We start from the raw sequence: 16,897 nt of genomic DNA, 5'->3' as shown, positions 1-16,897 counted from the left end.
GCTCCTTGGCGCTCAGGTCGCTGGACCTGACCGCTGCCCGAGAAGGTCAGAAGAGTCGGCGTCTCCTCGTGCACACACCGGCGACCATCGCTGTGGCGCTCGCGACTCGATCACGCCCTCATGGTTGATAGGTCAACTGATTTGCGCTACGTTGTTGATGCGTCAACTAGAAGCCTCTTCTGACAAGAGCAAGGACAACTGTCATGAGCAACAAGAAGGTCATCGCAGTCGCCGGAGCAACGGGTGCGCAGGGCGGCGGTGCCGCACGAGCGATCCTGGCCGATCCGGAGTCGGGCTTCACGGTCCGTGCGCTCACCCGGAATCCCGACTCGCCCGCGGCCAGGGAGCTCGCAGCGCTCGGGGCCGAGGTCGTGAGGGCGGACTTCTATGACGAGCCGAGCGTGCACAAGGCGTTCGAGGGTGCGTACGGTGCCTTCCTGGTCACCAACTTCTGGGCGCACGGCTCGGCGGCGAAGGAAATCGAGGAGATCAACGTTCTGGTCCGGGCCGCCAAGGCCGCAGACCTGCGCCACGTGGTCTGGTCCACCCTGGAGGACACCCGCGAACTGCTGCCGCTGGACGATGACCGCATGCCCGTCCTGCAGGACGAGTACAACGTGCCGCACTTCGATGTGAAGGGGGCAGCCAACGAACTGTTCACGCAGGCAGGAGTGCCGACGACGTTCCTGAACACCACCTTCTTCTTCCAAGGCTTCCTCCTCCAGGGCATGAGCCCCCAGCGGGCCGAGGACGGTGTGCTGACGCTGAGCCTGGCGCTGGAGGACGGCAAGCTCCTCGCCGGGGTCGACGTGGCGGACATCGGCCGGACGGCGCTCGCCGTCTTCAAGCGCGGAGAGGAATTCATCGGCGCCGCCGTCCATCTGGCCGGCGACCATCTGACGGGTGCGCAGTACGCGGAGAAGCTGGCGGCGGCGCTGGGTGAGCCGGTGCGCTTCCAGTCCGTGCCCTACGACGTCTACCGCGCTCTGGGCTTCCCGGGGGCCGAGGAGCTCGGCAACATGTTCCAGTACTACGGCGACTTCGATCAGGAGTTCACCGGCGCCCGTGATCTGAACCGGCTGCGCGAGATCAACCCGGCGTTGAAGAGTTTCGACGACTGGCTGGCCGAGAACGCCTCAAAGTTCGAGCTGAGCTGACTGGACGCGACCACTCCCGCCAGTAGGCAGCTCGACGGCAGGGTGGCCTCGCATTGCCGGCACCGTCCGCCGCCCTGCGGCCGGGGTGGAGCGGGAGACACCTCCAGACGCAGGCGCCTGCGTGGCCGTCACCGACGGAACGAGGGACCAGGTCCACTCGATGGCCGTGGCCGTGATAGTTGATGTAACAAGTAGAGCATGAAGGTGTTCACGGTGAGCAATGTCGAAGCTGAGCCGGCAGTGATGAGATGCGGAGCACCGGGCGACGACGAGCGGCCGACCAGCGTGTCACGGGTCGACGTGCTCCCCGCACGGGACGTGCCCCTGGGTGGACCGCGTTCGATGACGGTGCGGCGGACGCTGCCGCTGCGGGACCGGCCGCTGATCGGAGCCTGGTGCTTCGCCGACCACTACGGTCCCGACGAGATCACCGACAGGGGCGGTATGGCGCTGGCCCCGCACCCGCACAGCGGCCTGCAGACGGTGACCTGGCTGTTCAGCGGAGAGGTCGAGCACCGCGACACACTCGGCACCCACGCCTTGGTGCGCCCTGGGGAGATCAACCTCATGACGGGCGGGTACGGCATCGCCCACTCGGAGGTCTCCACCCCGCGCACGACCGTCGTCCACGGTGTCCAGCTGTGGGTGGCGCTGCCGGAGGAGCACCGGAACGCGCGACGGGACTTCCAGCACCATGCGCCTGGGCCCGTGCGAGTGAAGGGGGCCGAGGTCAGGGTCTTTCTCGGCTCGCTCGTCGGTGAGGTCTCACCGGTGCGGACGTTCACACCGCTGCTCGGTGCAGAGGTCATCCTCCGACCGCGCATGACGGTCTCCCTCTCCGTGGACGCCGACTTCGAGCACGGCGTTCTCGTGGACAGCGGGGACGTCCGTGTGTCCGGCACTCTGCTGCAGCGGGCGGAGCTGGGCTATGTCCCGCCGGGTGCCGACACGTTGACGCTGACGAATGAGTCGGACGGTCCGGCGAGGACGATTCTGCTCGGCGGCACCCCGTTCGAGGAGGAGATCGTCATGTGGTGGAACTTCATCGGCCGCACCCACGAGGACATCGTCAAGGCCCGCGAGGACTGGGAGGCCTCCTCCGACCGCTTCGGCGCGATCGAGGGATTTCCCGGGGGCCGGCTTCCCGCGCCCACCCTGCCGAACGCCACCATCAAGCCGCGCCGCAACCCGCCGCGTCACTGACCTCTCTCAGAAAGGCACCCCCCCCATGAGCCCGCCTTCGGCCGCCCCGGTCGTCGAGCGGGTGGACGCACACCATCGGTACGAGATCGTGGTCGACGGCAGGCGCGTCGGCGCGACCGAGTACCGTGACCGCGGCGAGCAGCGCGTCGGATGACCGACCGGACGATGGTGGCCGCGGGCGCGGCCGTGGGGTGTGCGGTACGAGCGGGCGTGGACGGACGGGGCGACCCAGATGCTGCCACCGCTGGCGGGCATGGGGGACGCGGTCCGCGAGATCGCCGTGGTCGTGGCCAAGGCCGCGGTGGAGGACGGCGTCGCACCGGGGGTCACGGAGGCCGAGCTGCGCGCCGCGGTCTCGGTGACGCAGTGGACGCCGCAGTACGCCTGACCGCAGAGGACGTCATGGCCGATGGATTGACCTCGTGTATATGGGTGACCCATCAACTGCTTTACACTCGCTGGTATGGATGAAGAGGTTCGGTGGTTGACGGCGGAGGAGCAGCACACCTGGCGGAGTTTTGTTCGGTTGCATGAGCGGCTGGGGGGTCGCCTGTCGCGCATGTTGCAGAGCGAGTCGAAGCTCTCGGCCGCGGATTTCGGCGTGCTGGTCAATCTGACGGATGTGCCGGACGGCCGGCAGCGTTACCAGGATCTTGCCCGGGCGCTCGAGTGGGAGAAGAGCCGTATGTCCCACCACATCGCTCGTATGGCAGGACGAGGGCTGGTGACCCGCGAGGAGTGCCCCGAGGACGCGCGGGGAGCATTCGTGGTCATCACGGACGCTGGGCGGGCGGCGATCGAGGCGGCGGCTCCGCTGCATGTGGAAGCGGTACGTGAGCTGTTCCTGGACCATGTCACCCCGGCGGAGCTGCGGACTCTGGCTGACATCTCCGACCGAGTGGTGGCGAAGCTGGACGAGGACACCGCCTGACCGGCCGATCGCAGTGCTCCATGACAGCAAAGGTGGCCGGCTGGATCCGGCCGGGGGCACACGCGCAGGCGCGCATATTTTCCTGTCCGAACATCTCATGGGTCCACAGCATGGACTCAGAGAGCCTTCCCGATCAGGGAGCAGGCGGTCGTCTCTCTCACCGACAAGGCGCAACTCATGAGCCGGGACGCCTGAGGGCGCCGGTGCATCACCGGCCCGGATGATCCGGCCGGACGGATGCCACTCGTGAAGACCTCGTATCCCGCGTCGACCAAAGCGCGGGCGATACCGCTTCCGATGCTGGAGCCTGCCAAGTGATGATCACGCTCGCTTTGTCCATTCTTTGGGATCTCCACCGGCGGGTGAGGCTCAGGGATCCGGGGCGGCCTGACGAGCCGCGTAGGCCGCGGGTGTGAGGCCGGTGTGGTGCCGGAAGAAGCGGCCGAAGTTGGCCGTGTCGGTGAAGCCGAGGTGGTCGGCGACCGCGCGGGCGGACCACCGGGCGTGGTCGAGCAGACGGCGAGCTTCGAGCAGGCGGCGCTGGTCGATGACCTGCCGTGCTCCGGTGCCTGCGGCGGCCAGGGTGGCCCGGTTGAGGGTTCGTACGGAACAGCCGAGCAGCCGGGCGTAGTCGTCGACGCGGTGCAGCTCGCGGTAGTGCAGCTCCAGGGCGTCCAGGAATCGTTCGTAGACCGGCTGCCGTCCGGAGATGCCGCCCAGGGGGTGGTTGTGGCGGCCACCGGGGCTTGTGTGAGGTCCGGTGAACTGGCGAGGCGGAGCAGCAGGGCTTCGAGGAGGCTGCACCGCAGGGCGTGATGGGCCGCGAGCGGGCGGCGTCCCAACGCCCGGTGCTCGTCGAGGAGTTGGAACGCGGTCTGCTCCAGCCAGGGGGCGTCCTCGGGATGCGGCCTCGCCGCGCGCGTGGCGCCGACCTCATAACTGCGTACTGATCACGCCGGAAAAGGAACCTTGTGTCCTCTACCGCAGGTCGGGGCATTCGATCGATGAAGGAGCTGATGACCATGGACGGAGAGACGCGGCAGAAGACCGCGGCCGACTGCGCCGGGGAACTTCCCGGGGCTGGTCTGGAACACCCCTTCGGCCTCGAATGGGAGGTGTACAAGGTGCTCGGCAAGGTGTTCATGCTCATGACGCAGGTGACGGGTGAGCCCTTCGTCATTCTCAAATCGGCTCCCGACGAGGCGGCCGCCCTGCGTCACGAGCACGTGGAGATCACCCCCGGTTACCACATGAACAAGAAGCACTGGATCACGGTGGAAGGCGGAAACGCGATCGACGAGACGTTGGTGAAGGAGCTCGTGACCGACTCCTACCGTCTTGTAGTCAGGGGGCTCGCCAAGTCCCAGCAGCCCGTCGACCCGCACACCTACGGCCGCCGCGCCTGACCTCCGGCATGACCTTGAGCGGCACGAAACTCCAGGACACCGCCCGCCACACCGCACTCGCGCTCCTGGGAGTCAGCCACGGGCGCCCGTTCACCGAGCAGTTGGACGTGTACAAGGTGGCGGGCAAGGTCTTCCTGATCGTCACGGACGACCCGGACGAACTCATCGTCACCCTCAAGGCGGAACCGGAGTATGGGCGGCTGCTACAGGGCCAGTACCCGTCGCTCACCCCGGGCCGCTACCTCGACAAGCGGCACTGGATATCCGTGGGAGCCGACCGAGGTGTCACCGCCGACCTGGTCGTCGAACTCGTCGACCACTCCTGCCACCTCGTCCTGGAGACGGTTCCGCGCAACCGCCGTCCCGGATGACTACGGACCAACCGGCCAACCGACCACGGACAAGGAGCGCCCATGCACAGTCAACGGCCGCATCCACGAGAGGCTCGGGGACCGCTTGGGTCGCCGATTGCAGTCGGATTCGAAGCTGTCGAGCGCGGACTTCCAGGTGTTGGTCCATCACACCGACGTGCCGGAGGTCAGTAGGCGGTGCCGTCGCTCTTCCTCGACCACGTCACGCCGTCAGAGCTGAGGGTTCGGAGCTGCTGGCGGTGTAGTAAGCAGGAGTGAGTTTGGGTGGGTGTGAGTGAGTGTCGTGGCTGGATGTGTGGGTCTGGTCGTCTGCGGTGCGCTGGGGGTGTTCTTTGCTGCCAGGGGGTGTTCTGAGCTTCGCCCGTCTGTGGGGAACGGGAGTTCTTGGGTCGAATGGGTGACCTTTGTGGGTGGTGGTCGTTGACTGCGGTGACGGGGTCTTCGCATCCCGGTTGGGGGTGTACGGGTGGGTGGGCTGCGGGAGTTGGCGGCGTCGTTCGTGGTGCCCGGTCCGGCCGGTGTGGCGGTGCGGGACCGGCTGCGGGTGAGCGAGTCGGACGCGGCGGTGCTGGCCGAGGTGGGGATGTTCCTGGGTTCGCTGGCGGCCGGGGATCTCGCAGTACGTTCCCGGCAGGGTTTGTCGCATGATGCGGCCTCGTGGGCGGTGCGTAAGCGGGAGTTGACGGGGAGGTCGTCGGCGCGTTGGGCGGGCAGTATCACCAAGGCCAGCCACGACCAGTGGGCGCTGGCGAGGCGTGGGCAGGTCGCCCACATGGCCTGGCTGCGTACTCAGATCGCGTCGGTGGAGGCGCGGCTGGGCCGGCCGCTGGGCGCCAAGGCGGACAAGCGGGCTGGGCTGGTGCGCGGGTATGCCACGCGCAGTGAGTGGCATGCCAAGTCCCGCCGCCTGCACACCCTGAAGGACCGCCTCGCGAGAGTGGAGGCGGACTGGGTAGCGGGCCGGGTGCGGGTGGTGCGCGGCGGCAAACGCCTCGCCCACACCCGCCACCACCTGGAGACGGCCGGGCTGGACGAAGCGGCGTGGCGACGGCGGTGGCGGGCGGAGCGGATGTTCCTGTCCGCCGACGGGGAGTCCGGCAAACGCTTCGGCAATGAGACCATCCGTATCACCGACACCGGACAGGTCTCCATCAAGCTCCCCGCTCCGCTGGCCCATCTGGCCAACGCCCCGCACGGCCGGTATCTGCTGGATGCGACCGTACGGTTCCGGCATCGGGGTGAGGAGTGGCGGGACCGGATCACCGCCAACCGGGCGGTCGCCTACCGCATCCACCACGACCCAGCACGCGGACGCTGGTATGTCACCGCCTCATGGCAGCGTGCCGCCGCCCCCGTTCTGCCGCTTGAGGCGGCGCTGGCGCGCGGGGTGGTGGGAGTGGACATGAACGACGACCACCTCGCCTGCTGGCGCCTGGATGCGCACGGCAACCCGGTCGGCGAACCACGCCGCTTCTTCTACGACCTCACCGGCAACACGGATCACCGGGACGCGCAGATCCGGCACACCCTGACCCAGCTGCTCCACCACACGCGCCGCACCGGTGCCGCCGCGATCGCCATCGAGGACCTCGACTTCCGCGAGGGCACAAGCCGGGAGAAGCACGGCCGCAACAAACGTTTCCGCCGCCTGCTCTCCCGCTTCCCCACCTCGAAGCTGAAAGCCCGGCTGGTGTCGATGGCCGCCGAGCAGGACATCGCGATCGTTGCGGTCGACCCCGCCTACACGAGCCGGTGGGGTGCCCAGCACTGGCAGAAACCACTGACCACCCCACGACGTGAACCGTCCCGTCACGATGCGGCGAGCATCGCGGTCGGGCGACGCGCCCTTGGGCACCCGATCCGGCGACGGATGGCACCGCCCCCGCAGCACCAGAGTGATGGTGCGGGGCATCGGACCGTCCAGGCCCGACCGGAGGCCCGGCGGCGTGAGGAAACCCGCCCCCACATTCCCGGACCGCGCACCGGATGCGCGCCGCCGGACCGTGGAGCGAAAGCGGGCGACCAGGGTGCCCACCACCGTTCGGGACACCCGGCTGAGCCCGAGTCCTGGCAACAGGACACACTCCCGCTCAGTCATTAGGAACGGTCAGTGAGGTGTTCAGGGAGCACATCAACCTCAAGCGGTACATCCGCGAGCGCCTGGACCAAGTCCTCGCCGACGAGCCCGAAGAAGTCCGCGAGGCGTACCTCCAGGCGCGGACGAAGGAGCATCGCGAACAACTCGGCGCGAACGTGGCGGAGTTGCTGGAAAAACACGGTCTGCGGCTGCGCTTCGAGGAGGTCGTTCACCACGACGACAACGACTCCCTGCGGCAAAGTCTCATGTCCTCGGGGTGACGCGTCCGCCGCCGGAGCCCGTTCGCACCGGCCCTCGCCCACCGGACCCTGGCCGCTCTGCATACCGCGGGCTACACCCCGGTGTGCGGCATTGTGGTGGAGCGCACGATGAGCCGTGGCGCGTGTTGCGTGGGGCGGGTTGGGCGGCCGGTGTCCTCGATCCGGGCGGTCAGCATGGTCACCGCAGTGGCTCCCATGTCTTGGCGGGGGGTGTCGATGGTGGTCAAGTCGATATAGCCGAACTGGGCGAGAACGGTGTTGTCGAAGCCGACCAGCGACAGGTCTTCCGGCGCGCTCATGCCTCGACGCTTGAGAGCCGCGAGGACACCTAGGGCGGACAGGTCGTTGGCTGCGAAAACAGCGGTGGGAGGGTGGGCACTGGAGAGCAGGGTCTCCGCTGCTCGCCTACCGCCGTGCTCGGTGTAGTCACCGCGGACGACGCGGGTGCGCGCGGACAGTCCGTGCTGCTTCATGGTGCCGAGGTAAGCCCTGCGGTGACTCTCGGCCCCCGGACCGTTGCCGCCGTCGATGTGGGCGATGTCCTCATGGCCGAGGCCGACGAGATGTTCGACGGCGAGGCGGGTGCCGTCGCGGGTGTCCACCGCGACCGAGTCGACACCCTGTACATGACGGCCCACGACGACCAGGGGCACGCGGTCGGCCAGCTCCCGCAGGTCCTTCGACGCCAGACGGGGGCCGACGAGGACGATGCCGTCCACCCGATGTTCCAGCAAACCGTCGACAGCCCGTCGCTCGGTGTCTGCGGTCAGAAGTTCTCCGCCTGTGAGGAGCACTCCGTAGCCGGCCTGCTCGGCCTGTTCCTGGACGCCGGTGAAGATCTCCGTGTAGACGGGATTGCGCAGTTCCACCAGGACGACCCCCACCGTCATGGTGCGTCGGCTGGCGAGCTGGGCGGCATGGGCGTTGGGGCGGTAGCCCAGCTCGGCCGCCGCCTTCAGTACCGCCTCCCGGCGCCGTGCGGAGACGCGGGGGTCGTTTCGCATCACCAGGCTGGCCAGGGATCGCGATACGCCGGCTCGGGCCGCGACATCCTCGAGAGTTACCGACACGCAACCTCCTCCACCTATTGACGTACCTGTTGGAGCGCTCCAAAGTTTAGCCTATTGGAGCGCTCCAAGTGAAGGTCGTCGTTTGGCGCCGCGGCGCCTCTCGAACCACGCGATCTCCAGGGCCTCAGGTTCTGGGCTCGTGCGGTTCCCTCTCTTCTCTTCCTTTTCCGGTCGCACAGTAAGGTTCAGAACAAATGCACCGATCCTCTCATGCGCGCAGATTTGCCTCCCTCGTGGCCGTGGCCGTGGCCACGGCCACGGCACTGACCCTCGCCGGCTGCACCAGCAGCTCAGGCGGGAAGCAGGCCGAGCAAAGCGCCGACGGCGTGTCCGCGGGCAAGGCCACCACGCCCCGTCTGACCATCGCGATGGTCACCCACCAAGGGCCGGGCGACACTTTCTGGGACATCGTCCGCAAGGGCGCCGAGGCGGCCGCCGCGAAGGACAACATCCGGCTCGTCTACTCCAACGATCCGAGCGCGGGCAACCAGGCCAACCTGGTCCAGAACGCCGTCGACCAGAAGGTCGACGGCATCGCGGTCACCCTGGCCAAGCCCGAGGCCATGAAGGACGTCGTGCACAAGGCCGCGGCAGCGGGTATCCCCGTCGTCGGCCTCAACTCCGGTGTGAGCGAGTGGAAGAAGCTCGGCCTGATGGAGTTCTTCGGTCAGGACGAGACCGTGGCCGGCGAGGCCTTCGGCAAGAAGCTGAACGAGGTCGGCGCCAAGAAGGCCGTCTGCGTCATCACCGAGCAGGGCAACATCGGCCTCACCCAACGCTGCGACGGGGCGAAGAAGACCTTCCAGGGCAAGACGGAGAACCTCTACGTCAACGGCACCGACATGCCTGCCGTGAAGGCGACGATCACCGCCAAGCTGCAGCAGGACCGCTCCATCGACTACATCGTCAGCCTCGGCGCCTCGTACGCGCTGACCGCCGTGCAGTCCGTGTCCGAGGCGGCCAGCAAGGCCAAGATCGCCACCTTCGACCTGAACAAGGACCTCACCGGTGCCATCAGCAAGGGCACGATCCAGTTCGCGGTCGATCAGCAGCCCTACCTCCAGGGCTACCTGGCGATCGATTCGCTGTGGCTGTACAAGACCAACGGCAACTACATGGGCGGCGGTGAGCAGGCGATCCTGACCGGCCCGGCCTTCGTCGACGAGTCCAACGTCGACCAGATAGCCGAGTTCGCCGCTAGGGGCACTCGTTGATGAGCTCGGACCGGCGGGCGGCGCCGACGGTGACCGCACCGCCGGCCCGCGGCCCCGCGGGTTCCGCCGCCGCAGGCGACTCGGTCATCTCAGTCACTCCAGAACCGACGCACCAGCCGCATGGGAGAGGGGAGGGCCGGACCGAAGCCGATGTCGTGCGGGTGGAAGGCTGGGCCCGGGCCCCGTTCGAAGCCCTCGCCGATGTGTTCGCGCGAGTCGTCGCGGAACAGGGAGGCGGTGTCGCAGCCCTCGCGATCTGCCTGGACGGCCATCCTGTCGTAGACCTGTCATACGGAGGCCCTCGCGGCGCCCGATACCTGTTGTTCTCCGTTTCCAAAGGTGTCTCGGCGATCGCCGCCCAGCACGCTCACGCTGATGGACGGCTCGACCTCGATGCCCCGATCTGCGATGTCTGGCCTGCCATGCGGCGCACAGCGACCCGCCGCATCACCACCCGCCACGTGCTCAGCCACCAGGCCGGGCTGCCCCTGGTCGACCAGGAGCTCACCGTGGAAGATCACGTGGCCGGAAGGCTCGAGGCCGCCCTGGAGCGGCAGGAACCCTACTGGGAGCCAGGGACCAAGCACGGCTACCACGCCATCACCTACGGAGCCCTGCTCGAAGGCGTCTTCCAACGGGCACTGGGCACCAGCGTCGCCGAGTACATCCACGCGCATGTCCGGCGCCCGCTCGGTCTCGACCTCACTCTCGGGGTTCCGCCGTCGGACAACCACGACGTGCTGCCGCTGCGGACACGCTCCCCGATGCGCACCCCGCTACAGTCGGCCCGCCCAGGGCTGCTCTTCGACGCCGTCGGCCTCGGACTGCTCGATGACCCCTCGGTCTTCAACCAGCCGGATGTGCTCGCAGCGCCCTGGCCCGCGACCACGTGGTCGCCAGTGCCCGAGACCTGGCACGGCTGTATGCCGCGACCGTCGGACCGGTTGACGGTGTGCGCCTGCTGGACACCGAGAGCAGCGCCGCCCTCGCCCGCACCCGCTCGATCGGGCTCGACGAGGTCCTCGGCGAGCCATCCCACTTCGGGTCCGGAGTCCAAAGGCCTACTGCTCGGCTTCCCCTGCTAGGACCAGCCTCGTACGGACATGACGGGCATGCCGGCTCCCTTGCGCTGGCCGATCCGCGGTTCTCCGTCGGCATGGCCTTCACCACCAACGTCAGTCCGCCCGTCGGCGGAGCGAGTGCGGCGGCCCTCACACTCATCGCGGCAGCCGGGCACTGCCTGAACGCATCCGGCGGCAACTACCAAGAGAAAATGGGTCGATTCTGATGGAGCCGAGCCGCTCGGCTCTCCAGACATTCGCCGGGCACATCACCCGCCCGCCCAACGGCACGCCGACACCGTCCGGTTCGTGCTCTTCGAGGCCCGGCCGGCCAAAGCCTCACCGACCAGCGCTGAGGAAGGTCTCGCAGATGGGTGTTTCCTCACCCGTTGCCATGGCGATCTGCTCCAAGAGCAGGCCGATCGTTGTGGTGAGGTACGCCCAGTAGTCCGCCGAACCAGAAGGACCGGGGTTCAGACGCACCTGACGTTCAGCAGGGCGCCGTCCAAATCCGAGGGCGGTGATAGTGGTGCCGCTGTACGGGCTTGGTCGCGTTGATGTCGCACGTGATCAGATGGTCCGGGCTCTCGGTCCCGTCGCTTCGACCGTGATGTTTGCCCAGCTGAGCCACGAAGTTCGAAGGGCATTTCGGAGTCGGCCCAACCACCGCCGACCTGCCGGTAGCGTGATCGACATGACAGCTGAGGGCGGGGCGACACAGGGCGAAGCACTGGTCGGCGGCATGATGAACACGGGCGCGGTCTTCCGTCGCGGTTCCCTGGTGGAACGCCCCGCGCCGCCTACCGCGCGCGCCCTCCACACCCACCTCATCGCCCTCAAGGAGCACGGCTTTGACGCGGCTCCGACCTCGGTCCAGCTCACCACGGACGGCCGCGAGCAGCTGACCTACATCCCCGGCGATGTTGCCCTGCCGCCGTTTCCCCGCTGGGTGATGACGGAGACCGCGCTGAGTTCCGTGGGAAGTCTGCTGCGGCACCTGCACGAGGCCAGTGTCGCCATCGCAGTGGACACCCGCGCAGCGTGGCCCCAGGCTCTGGCCGACCCGGAGGGAGGCAGGATGCTGTGCCACAACGACGTGTGCCCGGAGAATGTCGTCTTCCGCGACGGCCGTGCCACGGCCCTGATCGATTTCGACCTGGCGGCGCCAGGTCGGCCATTGTGGGACGTCGCCATGGCCGCCCGCTACTGGGTCCCTATGCTCGACCCCGCGTCTGCGGCAGCCTTCTACCCCGCCGGGCTGGATGCCTCGACGCGACTGCGCATCCTCGCCGACAGCTACGGCCTCTCCTCGCAGGAGCGCGCTGAACTGCCCGGGGTCATCGAACGGGCCACCGCATCCTGCCGGGCCTTCGTCGCCGACCGCGTGGCCGATGGCGACCCTGTCTACACACAGGTGTTATCCGAACGTGGTGGTTGGCAACGGTGGGACCGCATACAGGAGTGGCTTGTGGCCCACCAAGAGATGTTCACGACCACCCTGCTGGACTGACCGGCCCAGAGGTTGAAGAACAATCTCAGAGGCGGCGCGTCAGGTGGGGGACATCGAAGGGGGAGAGGCCGGGGCGGGCAAAATGCTAGCAGCGCCCATGGCACCGACAGTTGACGTGCGGCGAACACGGACTCCAGCGCGGCCCTGCGCCGCCGGGACGGCCAGCTGGTCGTGCCCGTCCCGGACAGCCGCAGCAGATCGAACGCGACGAAGTGAGCCGGCCACTCCTCAGCCGCCTGGGCCCGCCCCGGCGCCGCGCCGCTGAAGCCGGTTCTGCAGCCGCTCGAAGGTGAGCCGTCCTGTGGCGTCCCACACGACCAGCTTGCCGTCCAGGGCGGTGGCGTCCGGCAGGTGCGTGGCTCCAGTCCGAATCTCCGGAAAGGCCGGCGCCAACTCCGTGCCGCGCTTCGAGCGCAGCGTCACCCGCCCCGCGGCGGTGGAGACCAGGGCACGGAACCCGTCCCACTTCGGTTATGTGTTGTTGAACTGTCTGCGGGATAGAGTCCGCCGCCATGTCGATCACGGGATGGCGGGTGCACTTCACTCACCGCGAACTGGCACGCCCACGCGAAGTGACGTCGTTCATGCGGGAGTTCGGCTCGCAATTCGCTGGAGCTGAGGCGAGCAGCGAACCGGCGTCGGCCAGAAGTTGTCGGCCCGCGTCGGTCAGCGCTACGCCGTGGCGATCCCTGGTGAACAGCGAGGCGTCGAGATCCTGCTCCAGCGCGCGGATCTGCTGGCTGAGCACCGGCTGCGCGATATGCAGCTCATCGACGGCGCGGAAGTGCAACTGGTCGGCCACGGCGGCGAAGTGACGCCGTTTGCGCAGGTCCAGATCCATGGCGCCTCCCGATCCGGTGATGCCTTCAGGGTATCTCCACTGCTAAAAGAGGTCTTGGACACCCGCTCAGGCCAATGGCAACCTGAATAGGTACCTATTGGGGACGAAGCGAATTCGGCACAAGAATTCGACATCGGAACTTGATAGCAGGGCCCAGGCGCAGAATGAGCACACTGTTTCGGATACCCATCAATTCAATGGAGTGATCGTGGGAAAGCTCGATGGCAAGGTAGCGGTGATCACCGGCGGATCCACCGGCATGGCACTGGCAGGAGCCAAACTGTTCGTCGAGGAAGGAGCGCACGTCTTCATCCAGGCCCGGCGGCAGGAAGCACTGGACGACGCCGTCAAGCTGATCGGCCGCAACGTCACCGCCGTCCAGGGTGACGCGGCCGAACTGGACGACCTGGACCGCTTGTACGACACCGTCAAGCGGGAAAAGGGCTCGATCGACGTGCTGTGGGCCAGCGCCGGGATGGGTGAATCCGCCGTCCTCGGCGAGATCACCGAGGAACAGTTCCACCGCGCCTTCTGGCTCAACGCGCGCGGCACCCTGTTCACCGTGCAGAAGGCACTGCCGCTGATCAATGACAACGGCTCGATCCTCATGACCGGATCCAACGCCTCCCTCGGCGCCTTCCCCGGCTGGAGCCTCTACGCGGGAAGCAAGGCCGTCCAGCAGGCCTGGGCCCGCGTCTGGCTCAACGAACTGCGCGACCGCAAGATCCGGGTCAACGTCCTGACCCCCGGCCAGGTCGCCACCGCCAAACAGGAAGAGCTGTTCGACGAGGCAACCAAGGCCGCATTCGAGTCCCTCATCCCCCGCGGAAAGATGGGCCGCCCCGAAGAAATCGCCACCGTCGCCCTGTTCCTCGCCTCCGACGACTCCAGCTACGTCAACGGCCTGGAACTGGTCACCGATGGCGGAACCACCGCCATCTGAACCACCTACCGGGAATGCCGCAGGCACACCCCACTACAACCCAGTCGCCACAACGAACTGATCTCGAACGCGGACATCCGCAACACGCCGAAGTGTTGCGTGGGCGCCGAATTCGCGTGCTGACGAGCCGGAGGTGCCGGGAAAGGTGCGGCAGTTGGCCCAGAAACGTCGCGGCCGACGCCCTGCTCCTGACCCGGCACGAACGAGACAGAGCGACACCTTGAGAACAGGAAGAGAGCACACCTCATGAGCAGCATCACCCTCATCGGTACGGGGAACATGGCCCGCACCATCGGCACGCTCGCGGTGGCGGGCGGCAACACCGTCGAGGTCATGGGACGCGATCAGTCCAAGGCCGATGACCTGGCCAAGGCTCTGGGCGGCGGCGTGACTACGGGCAAGTGGGGCGCCGTCCCTGCCGGGGACATCGTCATCACGGCTCTGTTGTACGACGGTGTCGTTCCGGTCGTCGCCGAGTACGGAGACGCCCTCGCGGGCAAGGTCATCGTCGACATCAGCAACCCCTTCAACGCCACGTTCGACGGACTGGCCCACAGCGAGGAGACCTCGATCGCGCAGGAAGTCGCCAAGGTGGCCCCGGCCGGCGCCAGCGTGGTGAAGGCGTTCAACACCATTTTCCGTAATGTCCTGGAGAAGGGCCGGCCCAACGTCTTCATCGCTGGCGACAATGCGCAGGTCAAGGCGGGCGTGGCGGCATTCATCGAGAGCCTCGGGCTGCGCCCGCTGGACGTCGGCGGCCTGAAAATGGCGCACTGGTTGGAAGGGATGGGCGTGGTCACGGTGGGCCTCGCCGGTAGCGGGGTTGGCCACTGGGACTTCGCCCTCGGCGTCAACGAATTTACCGGCTGAGCCCCCGGGGCCGAGCAGTCGGCGAACAGGGCGCCGTGTGCCCTGACAATGGTTGATGGATCACCGACTCGCTGATGCCGGATATCAATGTTGGCGAACGATCATGCCCGAGGAGACTCTCGCGATGAAGATCGGTCTCGTGATTCCCATTGTCGGGCCCACCGTCAGCGGCGCCCCCTGAACCGCTCCGGGATCGGTGGAGGCTCTATACGTTGACTCCAGCCGCCGGTTGGGGCTGGAGTTGAGCGTAGTGGTTGGTCTCGTGTTCGTGGGGCGGCGTGTCTCCGATCGCGCTGTGGGCCGGTGGTTGTTGAACCAGTCGACCCATTCCGCGGTGCCGAGTTCGACGTCGGCGGGGCCGTGCCAGCGCCGGCGGGGCTTGATCAGCTCCGTTATGTGGAGGCCGATCTGGGACTCCATGAGCGCGTTGTCCAGGGCATCACCGACGGTGCCGACCGAGGCGTCGATACGGGCCTCGAGGAGGTGCGCCGTGAACGCGAAAGACGTGTACTGGGCGAGTTCAACTGGTCGATGCAACACCGGCTTGTTGAAGCGAGCGTAGTTGCTCCTCGAAGATTTCAGCGGGCGTCTTCCACCCGAGGATCTTTCGTGGCCGGTTGTTGAGCGCGTGAGCGACGGCCTCGAGTTCGTCAGCGGACCAGCGCGACAGGTCGGTGCCTTTGGGGAAGTACTGCCGCAGCAGACCGTTAGTGTTCTCGTTCGTCGGGCGCTGCCACGGTGAGTGCGGGTCAGCGAAGAACACCCGCGTCCCGGTCTCCAGCGCGAACTGCGCGTGGCCCGAAAGCTCCTTCCCGCGATCCCACGTCAGGGTTTTGCGCAACTGGTCGGGCAACTTGGTCATCGACGCCGCGAGTGCGGCGTTCATCGCGATGGCCCCGTAGCCGCCGAGCGACGGCCCGTTCTTCACGTACGGCTTCTCGCCCCAGCCCTCCATGCGTGGCAGGTGGACAAGGAGCGTTGAACGGCTGCTGCGCTCGACAAGCGTGCCGATCGCGGACCTGTCCGTCCCGATGATCAGGTCGCCTTCCCAATGCCCGCGCATGGCCCGGTCGTTGGCCTCGGCGGGGCGCTCGCTGAGGACGACATCGGCGGTGACATGCCCTTGGGGCTTGTTCCGTGACCTGGCCCTCGGCTCCCGCAATGCTCGCCCCGTTCGGAGACAAGTGACCAGTTCACGCTTGAGCGCACCACGCCCCTCGATGAACAGCGACTGGTAGATGGCCTCGTGGCTGATGCGCATGGACTCATCATCGGGGAAGTCGACCTTCAGCCGATGCGCGATCTGCTCTGGGCTCCATGCCGTCGACCACCGTCGGTCTTGGCGATGGGGCTTGTTCAACCCCTTCCACGGCGGTGTCCTGGGGCCCGGGACGATCGTGCCGTCATGCCTACGGACGTTCCCAGCGAGCCGGTCTTGCACATACTCACGCAGCCGCTCGTTGCCCACCAGCTTCGCCGTCTTCGGACGCTTTGCGGCCCGCTGTGTCTTCCACTGCGCCACCACGGCGCGGTAGACCGGCTTCCCGCCCCTGGTCGCAGCGTTTCGGCGCAGTTCACGAGACACGGTCCCGGGGTCGCGGCCGATCGTGAGAGCGATCTCGCGCACGCCCTTGTCCTGGGCCTTGAGCAGCGCGATCTCCTCACGCTCGGCGAACGACAGGTACCGGCCAGTGGGCTCGTCCAGGCTCAGCGGGGTCATCCCGCCAGCGTGTCGAAACCATCGGATCCCGACCGGTGCCGACACGCCGACCCTCTCGGCGGCCTGGACCGTTGTGACCCCGGACGCAATCAGGCGCCAGAACTCCCGTTGTACAGCGCGCGACGGCTCCGGGCGGCCGGGCGAGCGCATCGGCGCCCGCATCGCCCGATCCGCGGCCCACTGCCGTCGCGCCCCGGCCGGCGCCTGCGGCATCGGCTTCGTCGGTCGTCCCATCCAACAAC

20 protein-coding genes and 2 pseudogenes are annotated in these 16,897 nt (G+C 67.4%); 15 read left to right on the top strand and 7 right to left on the bottom strand.

Annotation, left to right across the window (positions count from 1 at the left end; genetic code table 11):
* Nucleotides 1–203: 203 nt before the first annotated feature.
* The 5 genes from OHA64_RS02555 (at nucleotide 204) to OHA64_RS02535 (ending at nucleotide 3,291) form a co-directional block, all read left to right on the top strand.
* Nucleotides 204–1,157: an NmrA/HSCARG family protein gene (locus OHA64_RS02555; RefSeq protein WP_405607140.1), complete on the top strand. Its 954-nt coding sequence runs from the start codon at nucleotides 204–206 to the stop codon at nucleotides 1,155–1,157.
* 213 nt (nucleotides 1,158–1,370) lie between these two features.
* Complete coding sequence (locus OHA64_RS02550; RefSeq protein ID WP_405607137.1) at nucleotides 1,371–2,360, top strand: pirin family protein; 990 nt, start codon at nucleotides 1,371–1,373, stop codon at nucleotides 2,358–2,360.
* Nucleotides 2,361–2,385: 25 nt separating this feature from the next.
* Entirely contained in the window at nucleotides 2,386–2,514 is a 129-nt protein-coding gene (locus OHA64_RS02545) for a hypothetical protein (RefSeq protein ID WP_405607134.1), read from the top strand.
* A 78-nt stretch (nucleotides 2,515–2,592) separates the two neighbouring features.
* Nucleotides 2,593–2,748 (top strand): hypothetical protein, encoded by a 156-nt coding sequence (locus OHA64_RS02540; protein ID WP_405607131.1) that lies wholly within the window; start codon nucleotides 2,593–2,595, stop codon nucleotides 2,746–2,748.
* Between the two features lie 75 nt (nucleotides 2,749–2,823).
* Entirely contained in the window at nucleotides 2,824–3,291 is a 468-nt protein-coding gene (locus OHA64_RS02535; RefSeq protein ID WP_405607128.1) for a MarR family winged helix-turn-helix transcriptional regulator, read from the top strand.
* Nucleotides 3,292–3,660: 369 nt separating this feature from the next.
* On the opposite strand, the gene OHA64_RS02530 is transcribed toward OHA64_RS02535, so the two are convergent.
* Nucleotides 3,661–4,095: a helix-turn-helix domain-containing protein gene (locus OHA64_RS02530; protein WP_405607125.1), complete on the bottom strand. Its 435-nt coding sequence runs from the start codon at nucleotides 4,093–4,095 to the stop codon at nucleotides 3,661–3,663.
* A gap of 218 nt (nucleotides 4,096–4,313) precedes the next feature.
* Between OHA64_RS02530 and OHA64_RS02525 the strand changes: the two genes are divergently transcribed.
* The 4 genes from OHA64_RS02525 to OHA64_RS02510 all read left to right on the top strand — a co-directional run bounded on the left by OHA64_RS02525 (nucleotide 4,314) and on the right by OHA64_RS02510 (nucleotide 7,426).
* Nucleotides 4,314–4,697: an MmcQ/YjbR family DNA-binding protein gene (locus OHA64_RS02525; protein ID WP_405607122.1), complete on the top strand. Its 384-nt coding sequence runs from the start codon at nucleotides 4,314–4,316 to the stop codon at nucleotides 4,695–4,697.
* Nucleotides 4,698–4,705: 8 nt separating this feature from the next.
* The gene (locus OHA64_RS02520) at nucleotides 4,706–5,068 is read left to right on the top strand and encodes an MmcQ/YjbR family DNA-binding protein (RefSeq protein ID WP_405607119.1); all 363 of its coding nucleotides are present in this window, start codon (nucleotides 4,706–4,708) and stop codon (nucleotides 5,066–5,068) included.
* Nucleotides 5,069–5,534: 466 nt separating this feature from the next.
* Nucleotides 5,535–7,169: an IS200/IS605 family accessory protein TnpB-related protein gene (locus tag OHA64_RS02515; RefSeq protein ID WP_405607116.1), complete on the top strand. Its 1,635-nt coding sequence runs from the start codon at nucleotides 5,535–5,537 to the stop codon at nucleotides 7,167–7,169.
* A gap of 14 nt (nucleotides 7,170–7,183) precedes the next feature.
* Entirely contained in the window at nucleotides 7,184–7,426 is a 243-nt protein-coding gene (locus OHA64_RS02510) for a hypothetical protein (RefSeq protein ID WP_405607113.1), read from the top strand.
* Between the two features lie 71 nt (nucleotides 7,427–7,497).
* Here OHA64_RS02510 and OHA64_RS02505 read toward each other — a convergent pair whose 3' ends face one another.
* A complete protein-coding gene (locus OHA64_RS02505) occupies nucleotides 7,498–8,496 on the bottom strand; it encodes a LacI family DNA-binding transcriptional regulator (protein WP_405607110.1) in 999 nt (332 codons plus the stop codon).
* Nucleotides 8,497–8,690: 194 nt separating this feature from the next.
* Here OHA64_RS02505 and OHA64_RS02500 point away from each other — a divergent pair, with 194 nt between their 5' ends.
* The gene (locus tag OHA64_RS02500; protein WP_405607107.1) at nucleotides 8,691–9,710 is read left to right on the top strand and encodes a sugar ABC transporter substrate-binding protein; all 1,020 of its coding nucleotides are present in this window, start codon (nucleotides 8,691–8,693) and stop codon (nucleotides 9,708–9,710) included.
* 89 nt (nucleotides 9,711–9,799) lie between these two features.
* On the opposite strand, the gene OHA64_RS02495 is transcribed toward OHA64_RS02500, so the two are convergent.
* Nucleotides 9,800–9,982, bottom strand: a complete 183-nt coding sequence (locus OHA64_RS02495; protein ID WP_405624438.1) for a hypothetical protein — start codon at nucleotides 9,980–9,982, stop codon at nucleotides 9,800–9,802.
* Between OHA64_RS02495 and OHA64_RS02490 the strand changes: the two are divergent.
* From OHA64_RS02490 to OHA64_RS02480, 3 genes and pseudogenes are all read left to right on the top strand, one after another.
* Nucleotides 9,914–10,378 (top strand): annotated as a pseudogene (locus OHA64_RS02490) (serine hydrolase domain-containing protein); the annotation flags it as partial. The gene OHA64_RS02495 and the pseudogene OHA64_RS02490 sit on opposite strands and share 69 nt — an antisense overlap.
* A 221-nt stretch (nucleotides 10,379–10,599) precedes the next feature.
* Nucleotides 10,600–10,998, top strand: a complete 399-nt coding sequence (locus tag OHA64_RS02485) for a serine hydrolase (protein WP_405607104.1) — start codon at nucleotides 10,600–10,602, stop codon at nucleotides 10,996–10,998.
* A gap of 467 nt (nucleotides 10,999–11,465) precedes the next feature.
* Complete coding sequence (locus tag OHA64_RS02480) at nucleotides 11,466–12,281, top strand: phosphotransferase (protein WP_405607101.1); 816 nt, start codon at nucleotides 11,466–11,468, stop codon at nucleotides 12,279–12,281.
* Between the two features lie 228 nt (nucleotides 12,282–12,509).
* Here OHA64_RS02480 and OHA64_RS02475 read toward each other — a convergent pair whose 3' ends face one another.
* Together OHA64_RS02475 and OHA64_RS02470 are read right to left on the bottom strand one after the other, a co-directional pair.
* On the bottom strand, nucleotides 12,510–12,704 hold the full coding sequence (locus OHA64_RS02475; protein ID WP_405607098.1) for a hypothetical protein: 195 nt from the start codon (nucleotides 12,702–12,704) through the stop codon (nucleotides 12,510–12,512).
* A gap of 184 nt (nucleotides 12,705–12,888) precedes the next feature.
* Nucleotides 12,889–13,122 (bottom strand): annotated as a pseudogene (locus OHA64_RS02470) (LysR family transcriptional regulator); the annotation flags it as partial.
* 208 nt (nucleotides 13,123–13,330) lie between these two features.
* Between OHA64_RS02470 and OHA64_RS02465 the strand changes: the two are divergent.
* Both OHA64_RS02465 and OHA64_RS02460 read left to right on the top strand, forming a co-directional pair.
* The gene (locus tag OHA64_RS02465) at nucleotides 13,331–14,065 is read left to right on the top strand and encodes an SDR family NAD(P)-dependent oxidoreductase (protein ID WP_405607095.1); all 735 of its coding nucleotides are present in this window, start codon (nucleotides 13,331–13,333) and stop codon (nucleotides 14,063–14,065) included.
* 246 nt (nucleotides 14,066–14,311) lie between these two features.
* Nucleotides 14,312–14,935 carry an NADPH-dependent F420 reductase gene (locus OHA64_RS02460; RefSeq protein WP_405607092.1) on the top strand — a complete coding sequence of 208 codons (624 nt, stop codon included), beginning with the start codon at nucleotides 14,312–14,314 and terminating at the stop codon, nucleotides 14,933–14,935.
* A gap of 84 nt (nucleotides 14,936–15,019) precedes the next feature.
* Here OHA64_RS02460 and OHA64_RS02455 read toward each other — a convergent pair whose 3' ends face one another.
* Both OHA64_RS02455 and OHA64_RS02450 read right to left on the bottom strand, forming a co-directional pair.
* On the bottom strand, nucleotides 15,020–15,472 hold the full coding sequence (locus OHA64_RS02455; protein ID WP_405607089.1) for an integrase core domain-containing protein: 453 nt from the start codon (nucleotides 15,470–15,472) through the stop codon (nucleotides 15,020–15,022).
* Nucleotides 15,456–16,868, bottom strand: coding sequence for an IS30 family transposase (locus tag OHA64_RS02450; RefSeq protein ID WP_405623824.1), 1,413 nt, complete (start codon nucleotides 16,866–16,868; stop codon nucleotides 15,456–15,458). Before OHA64_RS02450 ends, OHA64_RS02455 begins: the two co-directional genes overlap by 17 nt.
* Between the last annotated feature and the right edge of the window lie 29 nt (nucleotides 16,869–16,897).

Origin of the sequence: Streptomyces sp. NBC_00076 (genome assembly GCF_045041235.1) — a bacterium.
Lineage (GTDB): Bacteria > Actinomycetota > Actinomycetes > Streptomycetales > Streptomycetaceae > Streptomyces.
This window is presented reverse-complemented; position numbering and strand designations above follow the sequence as displayed.

Bases quoted from the DNA above. Each gene is read 5' to 3' on its own strand.
- OHA64_RS02495 (WP_405624438.1), bottom strand. From the start codon at position 9,982: ATGGCCGTCCAGGCAGATCGCGAGGGCTGCGACACCGCCTCCCTGTTC.
- OHA64_RS02540 (WP_405607131.1), top strand. From the start codon at position 2,593: ATGCTGCCACCGCTGGCGGGCATGGGGGACGCGGTCCGCGAGATCGCC.
- OHA64_RS02480 (WP_405607101.1), top strand. From the start codon at position 11,466: ATGACAGCTGAGGGCGGGGCGACACAGGGCGAAGCACTGGTCGGCGGC.
- OHA64_RS02450 (WP_405623824.1), bottom strand. From the start codon at position 16,868: ATGCCGCAGGCGCCGGCCGGGGCGCGACGGCAGTGGGCCGCGGATCGG.
- OHA64_RS02545 (WP_405607134.1), top strand. From the start codon at position 2,386: ATGAGCCCGCCTTCGGCCGCCCCGGTCGTCGAGCGGGTGGACGCACAC.
- OHA64_RS02525 (WP_405607122.1), top strand. From the start codon at position 4,314: ATGGACGGAGAGACGCGGCAGAAGACCGCGGCCGACTGCGCCGGGGAA.
- OHA64_RS02555 (WP_405607140.1), top strand. From the start codon at position 204: ATGAGCAACAAGAAGGTCATCGCAGTCGCCGGAGCAACGGGTGCGCAG.
- OHA64_RS02520 (WP_405607119.1), top strand. From the start codon at position 4,706: ATGACCTTGAGCGGCACGAAACTCCAGGACACCGCCCGCCACACCGCA.
- OHA64_RS02535 (WP_405607128.1), top strand. From the start codon at position 2,824: ATGGATGAAGAGGTTCGGTGGTTGACGGCGGAGGAGCAGCACACCTGG.
- OHA64_RS02460 (WP_405607092.1), top strand. From the start codon at position 14,312: ATGAGCAGCATCACCCTCATCGGTACGGGGAACATGGCCCGCACCATC.
- OHA64_RS02500 (WP_405607107.1), top strand. From the start codon at position 8,691: ATGCACCGATCCTCTCATGCGCGCAGATTTGCCTCCCTCGTGGCCGTG.